Source organism: Vibrio sp. Vb339 (assembly GCF_902751245.1).
Taxonomy (GTDB): Bacteria; Pseudomonadota; Gammaproteobacteria; order Enterobacterales; family Vibrionaceae; genus Vibrio; species Vibrio coralliirubri.
The window spans coordinates 1,604,057-1,625,436 of record NZ_CADDIS010000002.1 but is presented as its reverse complement, the minus strand read 5'-3'; the positions used below and the strand labels follow the sequence as shown (position 1 = coordinate 1,625,436).

The following is a 21,380-nucleotide window of genomic DNA, read 5'->3' as shown; positions in this document are numbered from 1 at the left end:
CCCAACCCCTTTCAATAGGGGCTTTTTTAAGCAATAATTCAAGTTCTTAGTGAAAACAAAGACGAATTGTAAATTTCTCAATAAGTGGCCCTGATGTCTTTATTAGTTCCCCACACCCTACGGCGCATTGATTTCAATGCGAATGGTTGTCTGTGGAGAATATAAAGACAATAGAAACAATGAGTTACTAAGGTTTGCTAAGAGGAAGCAACCATCAAAAAAATTTTCAAAATCTCAACTAATTAGCCGCTGAAATCCAATGTAACTTTACATCATTAATGCATTGATTGTACTTAATCCCTTATTTGGGAAGGGCTGGAAGGGTGTTTAAATTGAATCTGATGCATGGTTGATTTAAATGTAATTAAGCCATTGTTATTTAATTAAAATAAAGGTTTATTCCGTTGTGATATGATTTACATGTAATGTAAAAGTAATGTATATTTGCAGTGTATTTTTTAGGTGGAAAGTGAAGAGAGGAGCACTGAATTATGACAAAAGCTTTTTCAGTACAGAGTTACATTCGGGGTAAATTAGAGCAAGATTTCAAGACGTTCAGAGATAGAGAAAAGTTGGGGGATGCTGAAGCGGTTAGGCAGCTTCTAACGTTAGCACTGCGTATTAAACTGAACGATAAGGAAGATGATCGCCCGTCTAACCGTGAGTTGATGGAGGAGATGTACTTGCGGATCAGAATGATCCAGGGGATTGGAAATTTAACCCATACTCAAAGTTTTGATGGCGTTGCATTTCATGAAAATAAAAGGGATGCAACTGAAATGCGCGATTTAGTTTCCGCTAATGTGGAAAAAAAGGTGGATGCTTATCTTGCAGGCGAAAAAAAAGGGTAGCGTGATGCTACCCTTATTTTATCGTTCTAATTCCCTGTCGATTTCTCTGCCCTCCCAATCACTTTCTTTCTCCGGATGATGAAAGTCCATCTCTTGCTGAGGTGAATATTCTTTCGACTCAAAGTGTTCCAGTGATTGGCTGTCGTTTTCTTTTTTCTCATTATAGTTGAAGGTGTCTAATTCGCTCTCTTGATGAGAAGTGTGTGACTCGTTTAATTCAATGTTATATGTGCTGTTATCTCGCTCTAATTTATCAAGGCACAGTTTTATTTCCTCTTTAAGATTATTATCTGACATGAATTGAATGTCTCTTCCATTAAAATTATCGATGATTTTCTCAATGTTATTTGGGTTTAAATCGTGATTGCCTTGGTTTAATACAATAATGACATTCTGTCTCAGTTCATCGGTGGAAAGGTTTTGAATGTCGTTTTTGTGATTGACGTTGATAATATCAATCTGTCCTTGGGTTTGGTCTCGAATTAAAAATGAGTTTTCAATTGAGGTGCTGATGATGGTGGTATTTAAATTCTCTCCTTGATGGAAGTGGGTTAATTGCTTGGATTTTGTCCCTAGCGTTCTAGGATTAATATCTAGTGTATTGTCTCTATTCCCTTGCGAATCTAAATAGATCACTTCAATGGCTTTGGTTTCACCCTGTTTATTGTGGATGTTGGTTAGCATGGCAGGGTGAAAAGTTTTATCTTCGGATGAATACACCGCAGGGTGATATTTCACGTTACTGTTTTCGATGTTATTAATGCCAAGGCTGTTTAAGTACCTTTGTGCTAGGGTGCCATTTATTGGCAAGCTTTCACTGATGTATTCCTTGGCCCTTTCTTCAAACTGCGCAATATGCCTTGGGGTGGTGCTCAGTAATTTGTCGTGTTTACTGTTTTCCTCTAATTGATATTTGTCCGGCTCATTGAGCATCTTGTGCGCTTCATTCATCGCGGCTTTATAATTCATTTCCTTATGACTCATGATTAGGTTAATCAATGCGCCTTTTTCGCCTGTGGTGTAGTCTTTAAAATAACCACGATACTCTCCGGTTAAGGTGACTTTAATGGCCGATTTACCAATACCAAAGGTTAAATAATCCCGGTCTGATTTGGATTGATTTGGCTGGCCTAATAACTGAATGGCGAGGCTTTCTGTGTATTTGGGTAGTTGTGTGTTGATGTGCTCCCTAAATTTGTTGTAGTCAAAGTCACCGCTTTTATTTTGGAATCGGACGTCCTCATGAGGCAGGGCATTGCGGTTAAAGTAAGTGGTGTTTTGAGGCGGGATTTGGTGGAGGGTTTCTATCGCACTGGCTTTGTGGCTCTCTTTGGATAACCAACTTCTGACCAGTTGCTGGGTGTTATCGGTATAGAGCCGAACATGCTGACTGGCACGGGTGACATCGATGCCGGCACGTCTTAGATTGGTCAGTGCGCCTTTGCTTTGAATGGCGGTGATCACATGGGGGTAGGTGGCCCCTTGCGCCATGTCGGCGGTTCGGCTGTACGCGTAATCCCAATGCCCGTCTTTTAGCTCATTAGGGGTGATTGTGAATGTCTGCCCTGTTGTCGATTGCGCAATGATGCTGTCTGAGCTTGCTTGCGTGATGCGGTACTCCACGTTGGCTTTAATGCCACGCTCTTTATCGGTAAAGCGAGTCACAATCTTATCGCCTTTTGAGAGTGGCTTTTCTGACACGCTAAACAGTGTCGTGAAGGTATGGTCTCGATTGCGGGGTAAGAAGGATTGAGTTCCACCTGCTGCATCTTCGAGTGTCACCACACCATGCTCTGAATCCACGTGAGTGAGTGTCGCGTACTCACCGGGTTTGGTGCTCAGTATCAAGCCTTTTTGATAGGGGAGCATGGTGGTGAGCTCTTCCCCAGTGGCACCGATAGAGCGTAACCGAGTTGTGATGACGTTCTCTTTGCCGATTTCTTGGTTTTTCATTAATCCGACCCGGATGTATTCGGTTATTGTGTCACGCTCCTTGTTGGTGTAGGCGATGATAAGCGTATTCTCTCGCGTCTCAGGTGTGCGCTCTAGATAGTCTTTAGCAACCATAAAGGGTAGCTTCTCTGTCGCTGTGAGCTGCGCTCTGCGTCGGTCTTTGTCGTTTTCGTCCAGCGTAGAGATGACATGTTGGTGGTTGCCTTGAGTATCAGGGGCTTGCTGTTGGAGTTTGTCTAGGGCGCTGAGCGGCTGTTTATCAATGGTGTTTTGCGCTGCATTAAGTAAGGTGTCGTTTTGCTGACGGATGATGTCGGTCATGTAAGCGGTATCGATGCGTCCTTGACTCATGGCCAGTTCAAAGGCTTACCAGCACTAAGCGATAGCAGCTGCTCTTTATCACCAAGGAAGGCGGTTTTGGACTGGCTGTCATTGACCAGTTTGGTGAACTCATCGGCTTGTTTGTTGCTGACCATGGAGCTCTCATCAAGAAAGAACAAGGTGTGTTGATAGTCGCTGGCGTCTCGATTGCCTTGCCTGATGTCAGACAGTAAGCTTTCCAGCGTTTGTGCTTTCACGCCCTTACTTTCAAGCTCTGTCACAGCGGCGTGAGTGGGCGCAAGCCCAATCACGTTTTGCTCAGGCTGTTGGCTGGCTTCTTTGACTAACTGGATAAGTTCAATGTTGGACTCAAGCATGGTGGACTTACCCGTGCCGGCTAAACCTTGAACCGCCACAAAGCTGTCTTTGGTGGTTGAGATAAGGGTAATGGCGTCCTTTTGTCCTTGGGTTAGGCGAGGTTTGGTACCGAGAAAGGTTTGCATTTGCTGAGTGGTAGCAAAGGGCTGATGTTGGTCTTTACCATCACTGATGTTTTGCAAGATACGCTTTTCCGTTTCTAGCGCCGCTTGTGTCGTCCAGCGTGTGCCGTCGGTATACTCTGCAGAGAGGGTGTCACTGCGTTTTTCCAGTTCGGTTTCAATTTGGTCTTTGGTGATAGAGCCACCGGCTTCTTCAAAAGCGTAACGAACCGCTTCGACCACTAACACTTTTTGGCTAAATGCGGCTTCTCGCTCGGAGAGGTGGTTCAGGGCAAAGCTGACCGCTTTCTCGATGAGGGGGGCGTTTGGCGCTTTTGCCAGTGCTGATAGCGCCTGACCGATATCTTGCTTTAACAAGGCTGGGGTGGTGTCGTTTAGGTAACGGTCGTTAATGTTTTGTGTCTGCAATACACGCTCAATCGCTGACGGGGAGACCTGCTCTTTTTCCAGTGCATGTTGGGCTTTGTTGGGCTTGTCGGTGAAGATATCAAGACGGCCTGTTTTTTCGGTGAGGTCATTTAACAGTGGTTTAGAGAGCGTAAACGCTTTTGCAGAGAGTAGGGTGTGCGCCTTTTTCTCGATATGGTTGGCGCCATGAACGTAGTCGTATTGCAGTGGTGCGTCTTTTAGGCTTTCTAAGCTTAGACGCTGAGTCTTACCGTGTCCCTCAAGAGTAATATTATCGTTGTTTATATCAGTGACAAGGTAACGTTGGTTCGCCTCTAAACCAGAAGGGAAGTGTTTGCCTAACGTACTCAGGCGCTCGCCTTTGGCAATGTTCAAACTCTGCGGTTTGCTGATTTGCATCTTCATGGCTTTAAAAGCCCGAGTGGAAGGGTCGAACGTGTGTGACTGTCCGTCCTGTTTGCTGAGTGTTGTCATGGTATTGTGCTCTTTATCGATGCTGGCAATGACAAAGCTTTGAGGTTTACCTTCATCCCAATGGGTGAGTGTCATGCCTGGTTTGTAGTGTTGAACAAGCGGTTGCTGCGCTTGAGAGAGGTAGTGGGGTACTTGAGTGAATAGGGTGGTTTCGTGCCTTCCCAGGGCGGCGGTGTTTTTGAGTCTATCCCGAATGGCTTCGGTTAATCGTCGCTGCTCAACACTGGAAGTGGCAATCACTTGGGTGTTGGCTTTGTCGGGGAGGTCGGCGTACACCCGGGCTATCCTATCGGTGTCATTCTCATGCAGTTTTACGTCTGTTTCGATAGGTTTGCTGCTGACCCAAGTATGGCTCTCGACATTGCCTTTTTGATACAGCGAGATGGCGTTGTTGGCTTTAAATCCTTGACGGCTAGAGACGCGGTTTAACATGACGACTTTGCTGTTGGACTGTTTGGCTTTGTCGGTCAGGGCTAACAGTTCATTGGTGCTCATCTTGTTGGCGTCATCGATGAGTAAGACGTCTTGGTTGGTCAGCGGCGTGTCACTTTGCAGCAAGCTATGGGGGGTGTGGCGCTGCTCTGGTGAGAAGGCATGGGCTACCCACGCCCCAAGCGTTTTGCTTTGCCTTTGTAGGCTCTCCACCCCTTCTGCTTTGGTTTTGGCGCTTTGTGAGACGAACTGGACCCGTTTACCACTGTGGTTTCCGACGTTAAGCAGCTGCTGCGCAATGCTTTGTGATGAGCCATGCACATTCACCACATGGAACTGCTTGGTGGAGTGGTAAAGGTCGGTAAGCATACGTTGCTGACTTTCAGGAATAGCGAGCTTGTTTAGGACTTTGGGTGCTACGTGGGTGCGCATGTGATGCGCTCGCCCTTGTGTGCTGTCGATAAGCGCTTTCTCGGTATCAATTAAGCCTTTGGTGGTGTATTGCCCTTTCTCTGTCAGTGGGATAAGCGTCCCTTCTTTTATCCATTCATCTGCGAGGTTTTTTACGTCAATGGCGTTGGCTTGAATATCGCCTTTGGTAAAATCAGAAACCGCTAATTCAACGATTTTTTCCAAGCGAAGGGCTGTATTGTTTTGTTCAAGATGAGAAATAGCACGTGACAGGGCTTCTTGAGCGATTAAGGCTGGCTGAAATTCTTGTTTAGTGAATTGTTGTGCATTCTTTACCAACTCTTCGGGCTTATACCCCATATCTTTAATTTGCTGCTGCCACTTTGTGGTGAGCTCACCGTTGCTCAGGTAGGTTTTACTTTTACGAGTATCAAGTGCTGCCATATCCCTTGCTGCTTGTGTGTCTCCAAAGTTTAAGGCTTGTTGGTTGATTTGCTGCGTTCGAGTGGAAGAGTTTTCGATGAGTGGTTGTGGTATACCAGATATGTCTATCTGTCCATTGCCTAGCCCATGGGTTTGATAGCCAATTCTTTCAACGTCGTGTGCTATCTTACTGTGAAATAGTGCTGTGTAATATTTTTGGAAGTGATAGATGCGCTCGCTTGTACCATTGATGACGCCGCCTTTTTGTTTGATGGTTGAAGCGAGTGAGCGTAGTTGCCCTTCCTGATCTCGTGTCATGTTTGGCGCTAACAAGTGGTAATGAAGCTGCATGTCGTTTTCACGGCTGGTCTTATGACCAATGGCTGCAAAAATCATGTTACCTGTATTGATGTATTCACGTTCACCTTCTTTATTGGTTGACGTGACTTGTGCGGTGTCTTTTTCAATTTCATCGGCGACAAACTTAACGGCGTCCTTGAGTATGCCAAGTAAGCGCATATCACCACCGCCTAATGCTGCAATGGAGAAGCCTTTCGATACGGATAAAGTCAGATCTAAGCCGCATTTATGATCGTCTCTTTTTCCCTTGATGGTTTCATCCCCAAGGTGGCCAGATAACACAGACTCTAATGTCTCCTGTTCGACGGCTTTGTTCAACAGTCCGGCTTCGTTAGCAAGCTTGCCATACCAGAACGTATTTTCTCCCTGGTCTTTTTCTTTGAGGTAGTAGTTATCGCTGGCGTCTTTCTCTAAAGAGACGTCAGGCAGGTCTTTGGGGTTTTCTTCGCTTAGGTAGTATTTGGCAGCGCCAGAAGCGGATTTTAGAGGGCTGATAGAAAGCATGTGTATATTCCTTATGCAACGCCAATTGCCGCTGGCAGCAAAGCTGAGCGGTGTGTCGTGGTTAAAATGAAATTAAAAAGCCTTGCTGCAGCAAGGCTTTTGATTGGTAGGAGTAAAAGAGGAGAACGTGGCCTATTTTGATATGCTGTCTATCTCAATATCTTGGGAGATAGACGCTTCATCAATCTCTTGTTGAGCTCGCTCTTGATAGTCACCTTCGGAGTTGAGTTTTTTTGCATCTTCGGTGGCAAGCGTTTTGACCGTATCGCTTTGCTGCGCCTTTTTGATTTGGTCGGTTTCCAGCTTCATCTCTTCGGGCGTCTCAAATTGCTTAGCTTGGAGTTCAGTCAATGCATTGCGATCTTCTTCGCTAAGGAAAATACCAGGCGCGACACACTCACAGTAAATCGCTTCTTGGTAGGCTTTGGCCATGGCTGGCGATGGGGTGTAATCGCGCTTGATAAAGGCGGTGCTGACATCGCGCATCTTATCGAAGTGCAAATCCAGTTGGGTGATAAAGCTACTGCCTGGTACGCGAAGGTAACATTGCAAATCATCCATAGCTTGAATTTCACTGCTCGACACGACAGGGCGAGTGACCGTCTGGTGGCCAATTGATACCCCGTCACGTAGTGTATTTGCACCGTAGGAGATATTTTCTCTTGAGATATCGACTTCTTGCTCACCCAAATCTTTGGAGGATATTTGCGCCATCTGCGCTGAGGGTGCACGAAAATAAAAGCGAGAGTTGAGCAAATCAAAGATGACGTCTGCGGTGTTCTTACCGTAGGTTTTCACTAGCTGCGCATAGGATTGGAGGCCAATGACATAGCAGCCCCCAAACTTGCGCACTTCGGCAATGATGGTGTCCAGTTCAGGCAGTTTATGGAGGCTTGGCATTTCATCCATAATTACCCAGATGCGGCGATCTTCATCGTCTTCGAGTCCCAAAATTGCGTTGGAGGCAATGGCAAGCCAAGTTGAAATCAAGGGGCGCAGTGAGGCGTGTTGCTGCGCATTACTCGATAAGAACAAAAAGCCTTTTTGTTTGTCGTCTTGTACCCAGTCTGTGATGGAAAAGGGTTTTCGTTTGAGCTTACCTTTGCCGTCTTTTTCATCCAGTCCATCGAGAAAGCGTAGGCTCTTAATGTAGGTAGCCAGAACAGACTTAATCGAGATGGCGGTTTTTTTGATGTCTTTGGAGACAAGGGAGGCCGATTCTGTACCTTGTAAAAAGTTGCCAAGGGTTTCGAGTTCGGATGTGAGTATCAGGCTGAGCAGTCTTGCGGTCGAACATGGCTTATTGTCTTGGCTCATGCGATAGGCGGTACTGGAGAAAATGGTTCGAGCGGAATCTACCCAAAACGGATCACCTTCACCATGTTGCGGGATAAGGGCGCTGGCAATGTTCTCAAAGTCAGGGGCTTCCTTGGCATCACACCACACATCCCAATTGGCGCAGCGCTCATCGAACGGGTTGAGTAAGGTGTCTTGGCTTGGGTCAAAGAACTTACTGGTGAAGGTGCAGCCTTTATCATAGACAATCGCTTTGTCGCCCCGTTTGCGTATCCAGCGCAGCAGCTTACGCAACATGACGGATTTACCGGCCCCGGTTGTACCGTCTATGAGGGTGTGCTGGACTTCGAATTCATCCTTAAACAGGGCGAGTCCGTCGATTTTAAAATCGGAAATCTTCCCTTTTCCTACGCCTTGCTTTTTCAGCTTTTTAGCGCGCTGCTTTAAATCCTGAGTGAGTCTTTTTGGCTCAGCGTATTGAAATCCCCTTACGTGAAAATCTTCACTTTGCTTTTCGCCTTGGCGTCTGAAAAAAGCCATGGCGCCCATTAAGATAGCGAAGGCGATGCCTAAGGCGATTAAGAAGTTGATTTGTGTCTGGCGTATGACGTTGTCGTAGAGAGTAATGAGTTGAGTGTTGTTTAATTGAGAGGCTAGGGTGCCGACGTAGCGCTTTCCATTCCAAAAAGTGGTCACATCACTGTTGAGATCGTGGCCAAGGCTGGCATAGATATGGTTGCGCCAGTAATAGAACACAGACCAAAAAGCATTATCAGGGGCACGCAACCAAGTGAGAAGCCCCGTAAAAGCAATGACTGCCCAGATGGCGGCGTAGATCAAGGTGTTATTGACTTGAAAGAACATGCGAATGGAATGGAAGGTGATTTGTCCACCACGGGTAAAGTGGTTGCCTTTGGAGCGTGAAGGTTTAGACATGGTTATCTCCACTGAATAAAACGGTTGAAATAATGAACAGGAGTGGTACGTTGTAAAGGCTTGATTAGGGGAGTACTGTTGGCCCCTTTTGCTTGAACAGGCATCTTGAGAAGTACACTTGCGTCAAAACACCCTCCTTGCGAGGGTGTTTTTTTGTTTTGTAGATAGATGTCGTAGGGCAATAAAGAAAGACTATTTTTAACGTCTATTGAGCTACTAAAGAGTGGCGAGCTACCTCATTAATGCCCCTTTTTTACTTAGAGGAGTTGCTCACAGCACTGTAGAGGCTTGCTATTTGGCTTAGTATTTCTAATGTATCAATATGTATATAGTTGACCAGCGCTCCTCACCTAACAGCGGGCTTAAAAGAGAGGGCAGGCCATTTGAAATGGACAATTAGACGAAAAATTCCCTGAAAGCGTTAAAAACTTTCAAGGCTATTCTTTTAGTAATGTAAGGACAAGCTAACCAGTAGTCCTATGCGCTTCTCATCTATGATTTGATGATTACTTTCCATATTCAACGTTTACTGTTAAAAAACTGACACTTGGCATTTATGGTTATCATTCTTCAATTGCAGCCTTGGCACCATTGTACTTTGATCAAAATCATAAATGATTACTTCTGGGTGATGAGTGTCATAAGCCTGACCAATGAAAACAGCGGCTGCGTTTGAAACACAACTAAATAGGTGTACGGTTTGGACGCTATACTTAGATTTTAGTTTGTGGAAAATAGACTGAAGATCGACAGTCAACGCTTTTCCATCTTCAGGGTGTGAAATTGCACCATTACCCATATATTCTTTTTTGGCTCTTATAGTAATGATCTGAGCATTTTTGTTAACGCTTAGAGCTTTTGATGCATCAATGAGACATTGTGGCTCAGCAGTTAAGGCGATGTTTATGATGATGTCCGCATTTTCTTTTATATCGTTTAGGCCTTCAATTTCATAAATATTCCCTAAAGCAACATTACTAGGCCAAGACCAGTTTCCGCCTTCTCTAAAACGTAGCATAGGTGTAACGTCATTTTTATTACCCAACTTAGCTCCTAACCCAATAAGTGCAGATGTTGGTCCGAAGCCAAATAAAGCAGCATTGAAGCCAAACCCCTTTGTTTGTTGAATGATCTTGTCTGCTGCACTTTGAATTACGCTAGGCATCAATTGCCAAAGTATATCTGGGGAATCGATTAATAAGTCTTCGTTGTCGCTCAAAATGTTTATCTGTTCATGCATTCGACGTTTGATTCTTGATAGGCTACTGGCAACCTGAAGATAGGATGGTGGTGAAACAGTTTGAGAGTTTACTGGCCATAGTACAGCGTAAACTGGAACTGGTTGGTATTTAAGACCGTCCAATAAGCTATTAGCAACAATGCTAAACTCTTTTTTCATTGCAGATAGCATTGGTGCGGTATAGTCGCTTGCAGCTACTTTATCTATAAGTCGATGGTGCTTGTCACATAGAAGCAAAATGTTGTTAGGATCGTTGGAAAGTTTATTGGATAGTTCTGTGATCCCTCTGGCACCCTGCTCAGAAGACGCAACGTTATGGGCTAAGTAAGCATAGTTTCCAGTTGTCCCTGAAATAGTATCGTGGTCTAGCTTTTCACCACACCCGGTGAACATGCAGCGACCATAGCTTTCTCTCCATACAGTATTTTTAGTATCTACAGTAAAGTCTTTCCCTCTGCCTTTTTGTTTTCGATCATCCTCAAAACGTACGAATAAATTTTCTAGTTCATTGAGCTGTATATTGGCACTCTGTTGGACAGCTTCAATCCATATGCCACTAATTGAGTCTAGTGTTAACAGGTCATCACTCGTGATTTGATAACCTTGAATATTTCTGTAAGTAACAAAACTTTTGCTTTCAGATAAGTCTGTTAAACACTTTGCAGTATCACGCGGTTCTAAACATAACCTTAGCGTAGCTACTACTTCTTCATTAAGGCTAAGTAAAATAATGGTATTTCTATCATTGATGTCAGTCAAAATCCCTACATCATCCCATTTTACTTGCTTCTTAAGGTTTGTGTGGTATTGATGAAAATTATCCAGTGAATCAATTGGAGAACTCGCTGCCTGATTATAAAACTGATCTACTTTATTACCCATTGACTTTCCTAAATAATTTTTCAAATTCATTAGTGATATAAATGTTTAATTGTCCTCAGCCGACAATAACAAAAAAGCTGGTCCGATTGCGTATTTAGTATCATAACCACTTTCAAAGTTGACATTCAGTACGACAATATAGAGCAGTCATTTAAGCTGTTTCCACACAGTTAGCAATCTTCCTCCTTAACTATTAATAGTTCGATGATTTTCCCCTTTTCTAGGGTGTAGGCTGACGTCGTTTTTATACCTACGACAATAAAAAACAATGGACGATCGGGATTGTCCTGTTCATGGTTTCGCCAGTCAGTTTTATCAGGACTTGAGGGTCGCGGCACATCTTGGGGGTGAGTGTGCCAGGTTCCAACGTAGCCCAACAATTGTTCTGATGTAGTAAAGGCTTCTTCAATTTCTGCCTGGTGAGACTGCGCATCTAGCCTGAACGTCGTCCGGGTTCTTTGATCAGTTGCTTTTGGTGTGGTAAAGGTATCTATCAATACTTCACCGTTCTGGTTGTAATACCCGATGAGAAGTCCTGCTGACTCTACAGAAGTTGGTTCTTCTTGCCGGTAAGTACACAATTTTTGATGAAGAGTCTGAGGCAGGTAAAGGCGCTTTCCACATTTGCTTTGATAGGTGATGAATTCCTTTGGTTGGCATATGTCACATAGAGGATGCCGTAAAGGCATCTTCTTTAAAGAGGATGTGAAAGTTTGATACCTTGGAGTGAGATTGAGGCCTTCGTGCTCTGCATCTGCGCTATCGCCTTTCCAGCTAACTTTCTTTGACTCAATCAACTTTCCTTCTAGATATCCGACGGCTAGATCTGCTGCGAGAAGAGCTGTTTGTGTGGAGCTGATTGCACCATACGGGATAAACATCTCACCACAGCCAGCGTAGTTTTTAACTACATTCTGATCGGGCTCTATAAAATTGAGGTTGGATGCTAGACCACGTATCCCACTCTTCGGCTCAACATATGCGCATCGCAAACATCCCGGTTGATGCGGAATATCAAGAACTGCATGTCCTCCAATTCCGTATCCTTCAAGCCAACTATAAATTACGGGGACCTTAACGCCCGATTTCACGAGATAATCATGGAATAGGCGCTCATGGGTCGGCACACCAATGGCGATGACGATGAGATCATAAGCCCTTAAAGCATCTTGGCTTCTGTAATCGAGTAAAGAATTGCGGTAACCATCTGCTTTCAACCAAGGAAACTTTGCTTGCAACTGAAACGCTACGGCAAGAGCTTTCGGCCAGTCGGTCTTGTAGCCGTCTAAGGTATGGCGGTATAAGTTAGACGTGCTAAAGCTGTCCGGATCTGCAATATCAATATGACCAATTCCTGCTGATCCAAGTTTATGTGCTATTTCACTTCCTACCGAACCACAGCCAATCAGCAACACTTTCTTGTTGTCAAATGATAGGTTAGCACCACTGCGTGGCAGCATGAGTTCTTTGTTGAAGACCTCAACAAAGATTGGCTCGATCTTCCACTGCCTCATTTTTTCAGAGGTCAGGGGAAATGTCCGCTTCTTATCCAAACTGAGCTTTACCCCAACCCAGGCTTTGCCTGATGGTGTTGCCATGTTCAATACTAGCCAGAACTCTTTAGCTCTGATAGGAAACAGCTCCTTGTCTGCCCAGCCTTTTGTTTCAGGAGGCAGCCTCTGGAGGGCGTCTAGCAACCATGTTTTCAATCCTTCAGCATTGTTGGAAATAACCGGGTCTATGGATTGCAACGGGAGAATACAGCCAGCGGCATCTTTTTGTTGCTGTCGTGACTCCATCTTAAAAAAGCGTGCCACATTTGGATCATTACCCTTATATGGCAAGGCAGTGAAAGATGCGGAAATGCTCATCACGCTATCTGGTGAAATAGGTTTGTAAATATCTAGTTGAGTAAAATTGGCCACGCGTGACGTGCAGTACAGTGTCTTTGGCGATTTGCTCATCAGGCCCTTAGTGTTCGCGTACCAGTTTGTGCTGAATTCCCTAAGCAACTCACTCTGGTTAAATTCGGAGTCTGTAATGAGTGAGCGTAGCAATTCAACATGCCGCCTGATGGATTCTTCGAAGGCCAGTTCAGGCCTCTCAAAGTTGACTGATACGGAGTCCAGGTGATTTACACAAATGGAGCCAAGCCCTTCTAAATTTTGAGTTGACAAAACATGGGCCAAGACCCCGAAAGATGCAGGGGCCTTTAAAAAAAAGTGCGGCAACTGCTGTAATTCATCAACGCAGAAATGCACCAAAGTGACAAGGTGGTCATCAATCTCTACGCAGACCGAAAGTGTATCCAGATTTGAGTAACTAGAGGGTTGAACCTCAAATTCACTGTCGAGGAAATACTCTAGAATAGATCCGTAGTCCACGTTATGCACCTTGCGATGTACCGGAAGCTCCTGCCGTGCTGAAGGGGGCGCCTCCCTTAGCCATGAACGATGAAGCTGCTTTGGATGATGATTGCTTTTCTTGCTTGGGCACCTCGAAATCGTCGCCAAACAGTTTATTCAAGATTTCGCACTGTGTTACTTCGTCCGTCTCGTCCAAGGCTTTTTGAAGCTCCTCCTGAAGCTTGAGCAGCTTGTTTCTAAGTTGGGTACCGACATTTATATCACTACCATCGGCATGCCCTCCTTCCACCTTATGTTGGAAAATATCGCGTTTAGGCATTTTTGGTAATCTGACATAAACGCGATAATCGTCTGTTCCCCATGGAGCTGAAATGTAGTCAGCATCAAGAATTGCATCAACCGTGCTTTTCAACGCCTGTAGATCGTCATCCACCACGGCTGACAGTGGGTTAGGGGTATATTGCTTTTTCAGCATGACAGTTAGGCCAATGGAGAAGACCTTCTTTCTTACCTCTTCAGAATTAAAGTTCACATCTCTCCAGCGTTTTATGTAGCGGATCAAACGCTTAAGTTGCTTGCGTTTTGCAGTAGCACCAAAAACAAAATCATCAACGCTATCGATCCACTCAATAAGTCCTTTCTGATCAGCTTCTGACCATTCCTTGTGCTCATCGCTGGAACCATTTTTACCGACAGCTAGGTAATAGGTATCATCGCCAAAGAAAGAGGTCTCTTTTTTGTATACGGTATAGTCAATATGTAGGTTGATTGATTTGTAGTCAGCTGTGACGCATGGCTTTTTGATTCTCGGATCCTTGAAGTTTCGCTTATCCAGCACTTCTTTGATGACTTTCTTTGGAGCAACAGGATCTTCAGGTGCCTTCTCTGCATCAATGACGATTGCGCGATCTATGTCAAAATCACCATCCTGACTGTTGATGGCAGTATTAACTGCAAATGACCCTTGCATGAATGAGTCGATTACAGGGTAGCCTGCTTCTTTGAAAGCGCTTTTGATTTCCTCGAAAATGCTTTTATCCTTTTCCTTTGCCTTTTTATATCCTTCTGAGTGGCTGGTTAGGTAGATTTTCTTATTGAACTTGTCGAAATGGGTTTGAATAGTCATGAGCACATGATCTCCTTGGCGATGAAATGAGTCAAGTAGTACATGGGGATATATACAGTAAATTTCAAGTGATTGAATGATAAACGAGACAAACTATTCAAAAAAACACAGAGGATTGATGGCCTCAAAACTGAACTCTTTGTCGCTTGCACTCAACTGTTTTAGTGCTTTAAAACTCTGCGTGTGTATAACCCCTTCGATGTAACTTGATTGTAATTTAACCGAAGCGATACTAAGAGTCAACCTGATGGATCGAAATGATACATAGTATTGAGTTTTAAGTGTATTTTGTTCGTCTTTTAATTACACTTAAGTTGTATCCTTGCTATGATGTCAAGCAAGGATGATCAATGGAAACTTCTCATGATTAAGAGTTCTCAAGACGATATAACCGCAGAAACTAGTCCCACTAACGCTCGGCTTGCTTATGTCGACTTTAAGCTTTTTTTCACGGGGCGCGTCAATAGAGGAGATCTGAAAGATGCGTTTGGGATAGCGGAAGCTGCGGCCTCTAGAGTTCTGACCGAGTACTCAAAATACAGGCCAAACAATAAAACACAAAAGACAAATACAATAATTAGAAGTTCTTTCGAACCACTCACCATAATTGATGCTGATCTCGCCTTAGGGATGCTAGCTAACGGGTTTAACAGCAACAAAATCTTTGGCGTTACTGAGCTCTCCTATGAAAAAATTGGAAAGATACCGAATCAATTGATTGTTAAAGAAGTTGCAATGATTACGCGGGCAATTTCTTGTAAGCACTCCGTTTCTTGTAACTATCTTTCGGAAAACAGTGCTAACCATCAAAGGAGAACACTTGTTCCTCTCGCCATCATGTATGATGGAACTAGCTGGATGTTCAGGGCGTATGACCGCTCTGATACAAAGGAAAATAAATTTAAGAACTTTCATTTTGCCCGCATTCGAAATGTAGTTGAAGAGTATGAGTCTAAAGAGACGAGGCAAAAAGAGCATGAAGCGTTATCACAGGATAAACTTTGGAACTTGAGGTTGCCACTGATTCTTAAATTGCACAGGTCTTTATCAGAAAAAGGTAGGAGTCAAGTCAAAACAGACTTTGGTATTCCTGAAGATAAAGATGAGATCTATGTTACAGAAAGGGCTGCCTTTCGATGGATTCTTGAAAAAAAATGGTATATCGATGCACGTTCCAACTCTAAAAAACTTGAAGATGATAATCATGGGATTAATCGATTTTACAAGTTTGAATTGACCAACTTGGAAATGATTAAACAGATGGAACAATCGTAGAAAGGGCTCACCAGAGCATCGGACTCGGTGGCATTAGATCCAACGTTCTAACAAGCTTTTGTCTATCATAGAATCCGCTAAATCTAGGCTGACTATTTTTTATATAAAGCGTTCAACTAATGGCTCACGTTCCCACGCGAATATGGGAACGTGAGTATAAATACAAGAGGCTCGGTGATAACCGAGCCTCTTCACTATTTGTGCATGATGATAGCAGTAACAATTTTCGCTGTGGCCATGATCAGAGCTTCTGCAACGTTAGGGCGGAAGATAGCCAGAACTATAAATGCCACCACAAATAGCAGAGACTTAACTATTTGCTTTGAAGATTTTGAGCATCACAGTCTTTCTAACAGCCGATCAGCAACTCTTATTTTCTTTTGTACTCATATAACTCTCACAGTTTAATAATGATTATTGAAGAATATGACTTTTATCGCACTGATAGTGGGCTATTTGACACCGATATTGTTTAATTCAGTGAAGGCGTAGAATGTAGTAGTCAGGTTAGCTTGGCCAGCAAATAAGAGGTTTTGCCTACCTGAGCTAATTAATTGACTGCTAATTTAGCAAAACCACTGACACGTTCATGTCCAAAGGCTTCATAGAGCTGAAGTTTTACTTGTGGCATTTTTCTCAAAAAAGTGCCGGCTAGCTCAGATCTGTCCCATTGCTCGATAGAGCTATGCGTTTAGTTTTTTATACTCCTGTCCTATCTGAATTTGGCAAAAGGTAAATCAAGGAACAAGGGTAGTGATATAGCTGACAATCCGGTATAACCGCTGACTCACGACTCAACTGAAATTAAGTCATTCGGCATCGGTTAACTATTCAAATCAATACATTGAAGTTTAATGTCTTGTTATACTTTATTAATGTCATTGATATATTTGGTTTTGTGCAAAACAAAGGAAGTCATCTATGAGTAAGGCAGGCATTCAATCCAATCGAGGAGACGGCTATCAAACGTTGGTTGCTCTGGATTTAGCCTTAACTGTATTGTCGGACCCTGATTACCAGTGGATCGAGGTCGATTCTGTATCCACTCCAGTTGATGACGTTGTGATTGGCAAAGCTGGCGGTAAACGGATCTGCTGTCAGTGCAAGAAAAACCAACCCTTACACAAGAGTTGGTCTTTCAGTGATCTTGAAGATGAACTGCAAAAGGCGATCAATTTGCTGGCTGAAGAGCCTAATGCCGAAGTTCGTTTTTATTCTCGAGATTCGTTTGGTGACTTGAAAGCCCTGAAAGAGTTCAGCGCCAACTTCCCAGATGCTCACAGCTACCAAGCACACCTGACAAAGGCCCATCGGGCTACCGACAGCAAACTCCACGCCTTGCTTCAAAAGCAAGATGTACACCTAACAACTTATCATGTCCTTCAGTGCATTACGTTTGAGATCAGCCCTGAATTAGAGCGAATGCAAGAGTTATTGAAGGAACGCTTACGAGTTCTGGTCAACCAACACGATGTGGCCTTCGACGCACTTTGGAGACGATTGGATCAACTTGGCATGCGAGCTCAGGGACAAGGGTTGACTGTCGCAGCGCAGTATCGACTAACCAAAAATGACCTAAAAGAGCTTCTCCTCAAATCTGGCTCCCTTTTTGTTCCACCTGTAGAAATACAGCGGATCCGTTCATCTTTTGAAAGCACTTCATCAATCGGGCGTTCCTGGTGCAGAGAGATCGGCCCAGAACGCCTCCCTATTCATACGGTTCATTCTGTAATCGAAGCCATCAAAGAAAAAAGACGTTCGATATTGTTGACTGGGAAGCCCGGCTCGGGAAAAACCTGCGTGATTCTATCAGTGCAAGAAGAGTTGGAATGTTACGCACAAGAACATACAGATCTGCAACCGTTATTCATTCAAGCCAGAGAGTTTGCTGATCTCCCCACAGCACAGGAGCGGCAAGCACAGGGGCTCGATGAACTCTGGGTTGAAGAAGTTGCGCGCTTGGCTGACGAAACCCATGTAGTAGTACTGATCGACTCGTTGGATGTCTTATCTATAGCCCGTGAGCACACCGTTCTCAGCTACTTTCTTGCTCAGATAGATCGTCTAACAAAGATTCCAAATGTCACGGTGGTGACTGCTTGCCGTGAGTTTGACAGTCGATACGATCGGCGTATCGCGCAACGCCAATGGGAGGAGCAGATCTCCTGCCAACCTTTAGACTGGAAAACAGAGATCATCCCTCTACTCAATCGGCTCAGTATCGAGACCTCGAACATTGAGCCTGTTATCCAAGAATTACTCTGCAATCCGCGCGAACTGGCACTCTTCGTTGAGCTCGCACAGCAAGGTGGCAGCTTTAACATCGTTACGAGCCAATCACTAGCTATTTGTTACCTAAGAACGATTGTCGAAGATAATTCCTTGCTAGGCAGACCTGCCTTAGAGGCCTTGGAAAAATTTGCCAGTGCAATGCTGGTATCACGCAGTCTTTCACTTTCCCCTCAGCGACTAGATGTCAGTGATCAGACAGCGCGTACTCTGCTCAGCTGTAATATTCTGCATGAAAGACAAGACAAACAGATCGAGTTCGGCCACCAAACACTGCTGGATGTATTAGTAATTAGTGGTGCAAAACGCAATGGACTAACTCTCAATGCCTTTATTCAGCAGTTACCCCCAGTCCCTTTCGTCCGCCCCACTATTCGCAACTTTGTGGAACAGATAGCCAGTGGTGATCGACGGGAGTTTAGGAAGCAAATAAGAACCGTCTTGATTGGTAATCACGCCTTCCACATCCGTCGACTAGTCGCAGAAACCTATGCAGAACGGCCACCACATGATGATGACTGGTCTATGCTCCGCGAATTACGCAATCAGAACAGGGATGTTTTCCAATCGATCTACAGTCGTGCTCGCAGCATTGAGTGGCATCACTTCTGGATGAGGAACTTAGTCCCTCACCTCAAGCTTACTCAAGATTCTACTGGTCTAATGCGACATGCTTATCAAGTATCACGATGGAAAATCGAAGACACTTCAGGTGTGTTTGCGTTTTGGCTAGACATTCTATCGGAGGAGTTCAATGAGAGGGACCAGCTCGTACATTCTCTAGCTGATGAAGTTATTCAATTTCCAAAGGATCGAGTTACTCAATGCACTACGTTGATTGAAAGACTACTTGAGGTGCCGATTTCTGATCACAGCTTTGTCGGCAGTGCATTGGCCTATGGCATCCAATATGGAGGTTTGTGTGCCTCTAAGCTTTGGGGCTATATCGCCGGTGATATCCAAGACCAAGACTTGGTCAGTTATAACTGGGAAGATAAGTTACGCTGCCGCCCACATGAGCTTGGCAACGACGATGACAGCTTTCTGCCACAACAGCTCAAGGAGTCTACCAAGCTGCTCGAGTTGGTGGTTTCAGATATTGAGCGCTGGAGCACTCTTGAGGCGGCTAGATACAGCGCTCCAACAAATATGTTTCGACATGGATTTTTAGACAAGACGTCCTTTGAAGATGCACATTCAGAGCGAGACCATCGGTATATCGATAGTATGCGGTCGTTGATGAACGCTGTCGAGGCTGCCATTTTACAGCACAGTAAAGAGGATTCTGTCTGGTGGAGAGCCAATCAAGAGCGTATATGCCTCAGCCACGAAGGGTCACTGCGCTACTTTGGTTTACTTGCTTGTGCAACCGCTCCAGAAAACAACCTGGGGATGATAGACCGTATAGTTGGCGAACTGAAATTATACAGTTCGGCTTTAGCCTATGAGCTAGGAACGCTAATCCAGGCTGCATATATTCATCTAACACCAAGTGCGCAGGATACTGTTATCTCGAACATCTTATCGACCCGCCAAGAGGATGCCGACAACCCTGAACTTCGACGATGGATGATACAGAAACAAGCTGAAATGAGCTTAGCTGTTCCATGTCATATGCGTACTACTGCGATACTAGCCATCCTGAAGGAGCACGAAAAAGCTTGCTGGCCATTGCTACGTAAAGCCGAGGTTACATCATGGGGAGGTACAGTATGTGCACCATTTTCCTATCAGGTCTTTCTCGACGCAGACGACAAAGCTGTCATGCGATTGCTAAGCCACTATCACGGGTACAACAGGCACAGTTCTGATGAGTTTCTGGTTGGTGGGGAGAATGAGGTCGGTCATCAATTGTCTATCGCGGTATCTTATCAACCAATTCGCTTTTTAGGGCTGCTTTCTAATCGTTGGGAGGAATTGACGGAGTGCTCCCGGGATAACATTTTGAACGGTTGCGCCAACCATTTAGCTTACAGATTTGGCAACTCAAGGCCGAGTGACAATAACTGGGCGCCTTTAGATATTCCTGAGGGTCAGGATTTAGCTGGGGCAATTCTCGACGAGCTAGAGTGCCATAGTCAGTACTGGATGCACAAACGTTCTAATGCCAACGCGATTAAGAGTTGCGCACATGTTGTCAGCAATGATTCAAATAGAGTTATTTCCATAGCTAACACATTTTTGTCGCTACAGGAGGAAAATAGCTCCGTTTCGGGCGACTCTGTCGATTGGCTCACGAAGGGAATCAATATGAGGCGTGGTAGAGCCGCTGAAGCGATGGTCATACTAGCCAATCAGCTAGAGGAAACTGGAATACCATGGCCTGGAGCTCTAGCCGATTCGCTGAAACTGTGGGCATCGGATCAACACCAGGCTATCCGCGCCGTGATATTGCACCGTTTACCGTACTTGCAAAGTCGCAATCCCGAACTTGGATGGGCCTTATTTGAGATGGTGATGAGTAATTCCACTCATGGGCTTTGGAAACTGGCCGAACGCTGTTTGTATTCCGCTTATTACCGCCAATATGAGCTTGTCGCACCCTATCTACAGCGCTTACGCCATGAAGGCGAAGAAAGTGACCTTGAGATATGGGGCCGACTCTCAGCACTCTGCGCGATGGCAAACCATATCACCTATTCCGAGCTACTGATGGACTTAAAGAGGCTAGGATCTGCTAGCGCCTGGCGTGGTGCTTCTGGTGTATGGACTCATTCCGGGAACGCTAAAGCACACTCTGATCAATGCTTCACAGGATTAGAACATGGACTTTCGACCCAAAACCACATAGCTAAAGTAGTTGCTAGGGAAATTGAAGGGCTGTTCCGAGATAAAGCTCAAATGCTTTCTGTTCCTCACCAATTGCTAGAGCACTATTTTTTTGTATTAAAGGAAGGAGAAGAGCAGCACAAAGGCGAGTTGTGGGGCTTTAGCGAATGGCTCAATGCAAAATCTCAGCACGATCCGATGCTGGCTCTTAATGCTGCTGAGCTGTATCTAGCTCATATCCGGAGTTCTAACGGTTACCTTTACGATCGGGACCATCACCTCACACAATTTTTAACTCGCTTGTTCGCTGAGGCTGAAGAGCAAGAGGAATTAGATGATGGCCAGATGCTGCAGCGTGTAGTTGCCCTGCAAGATATGTTGCTCGCTTTGGGCGTCAGAGGTATAGACGACTGGCTAAAAGCAGCGGAGCGACCATAATGAGCAAAGGTGTTTTGTAGCTCTGTTACCTCTGAAAAGAAAACTGTTGTGGTTTGGTAAATCAGGCCACCTCATTAGGTAGGTGTCAGTTCGTCACAAGTAACAATCTCTTTGCAATACTTGAGC

Annotated in this window: 7 protein-coding genes and 1 pseudogene; 3 read left to right on the top strand and 5 right to left on the bottom strand. The window is 44.7% G+C overall.

From position 1 onward, the window contains the following. Nucleotides 1–491 precede the first annotated feature (491 nt). Nucleotides 492–851 carry a hypothetical protein gene (locus tag HRQ85_RS15815; protein WP_172380024.1) on the top strand — a complete coding sequence of 120 codons (360 nt, stop codon included), beginning with the start codon at nucleotides 492–494 and terminating at the stop codon, nucleotides 849–851. An 18-nt stretch (nucleotides 852–869) separates the two neighbouring features. Here HRQ85_RS15815 and traI read toward each other — a convergent pair. The 5 genes and pseudogenes from traI to HRQ85_RS15790 form a co-directional block, all read right to left on the bottom strand. After that, nucleotides 870–6,637 (bottom strand): annotated as a pseudogene (gene traI, locus HRQ85_RS15810) (conjugative transfer relaxase/helicase TraI). Between the two features lie 132 nt (nucleotides 6,638–6,769). Further along, complete coding sequence (gene traD, locus HRQ85_RS15805) at nucleotides 6,770–8,869, bottom strand: type IV conjugative transfer system coupling protein TraD (protein ID WP_172380023.1); 2,100 nt, start codon at nucleotides 8,867–8,869, stop codon at nucleotides 6,770–6,772. Nucleotides 8,870–9,401: 532 nt separating this feature from the next. After that, nucleotides 9,402–10,991 (bottom strand): SAVED domain-containing protein, encoded by a 1,590-nt coding sequence (locus tag HRQ85_RS15800; protein WP_172380022.1) that lies wholly within the window; start codon nucleotides 10,989–10,991, stop codon nucleotides 9,402–9,404. Between the two features lie 170 nt (nucleotides 10,992–11,161). Then, nucleotides 11,162–13,375, bottom strand: coding sequence for a ThiF family adenylyltransferase (locus tag HRQ85_RS15795; protein ID WP_172380021.1), 2,214 nt, complete (start codon nucleotides 13,373–13,375; stop codon nucleotides 11,162–11,164). Between the two features lies 1 nt (nucleotide 13,376). Further along, nucleotides 13,377–14,483: a nucleotidyltransferase domain-containing protein gene (locus tag HRQ85_RS15790; protein WP_172380020.1), complete on the bottom strand. Its 1,107-nt coding sequence runs from the start codon at nucleotides 14,481–14,483 to the stop codon at nucleotides 13,377–13,379. A gap of 363 nt (nucleotides 14,484–14,846) precedes the next feature. Between HRQ85_RS15790 and HRQ85_RS15785 the strand changes: the two genes are divergently transcribed. Together HRQ85_RS15785 and HRQ85_RS15780 are read left to right on the top strand one after the other, a co-directional pair. Further along, nucleotides 14,847–15,758, top strand: coding sequence for a WYL domain-containing protein (locus HRQ85_RS15785; RefSeq protein WP_172380019.1), 912 nt, complete (start codon nucleotides 14,847–14,849; stop codon nucleotides 15,756–15,758). Nucleotides 15,759–16,679: 921 nt separating this feature from the next. Beyond that, nucleotides 16,680–21,254, top strand: a complete 4,575-nt coding sequence (locus HRQ85_RS15780) for an AAA family ATPase (RefSeq protein ID WP_172380018.1) — start codon at nucleotides 16,680–16,682, stop codon at nucleotides 21,252–21,254. The last annotated feature ends 126 nt before the right edge of the window (nucleotides 21,255–21,380 follow it).

Bases quoted from the DNA above. Each gene is read 5' to 3' on its own strand.
- HRQ85_RS15790 (WP_172380020.1), bottom strand. From the start codon at position 14,483: ATGACTATTCAAACCCATTTCGACAAGTTCAATAAGAAAATCTACCTA.
- HRQ85_RS15780 (WP_172380018.1), top strand. From the start codon at position 16,680: ATGAGTAAGGCAGGCATTCAATCCAATCGAGGAGACGGCTATCAAACG.
- HRQ85_RS15800 (WP_172380022.1), bottom strand. From the start codon at position 10,991: ATGGGTAATAAAGTAGATCAGTTTTATAATCAGGCAGCGAGTTCTCCA.
- traD (WP_172380023.1), bottom strand. From the start codon at position 8,869: ATGTCTAAACCTTCACGCTCCAAAGGCAACCACTTTACCCGTGGTGGA.
- HRQ85_RS15785 (WP_172380019.1), top strand. From the start codon at position 14,847: ATGATTAAGAGTTCTCAAGACGATATAACCGCAGAAACTAGTCCCACT.
- HRQ85_RS15815 (WP_172380024.1), top strand. From the start codon at position 492: ATGACAAAAGCTTTTTCAGTACAGAGTTACATTCGGGGTAAATTAGAG.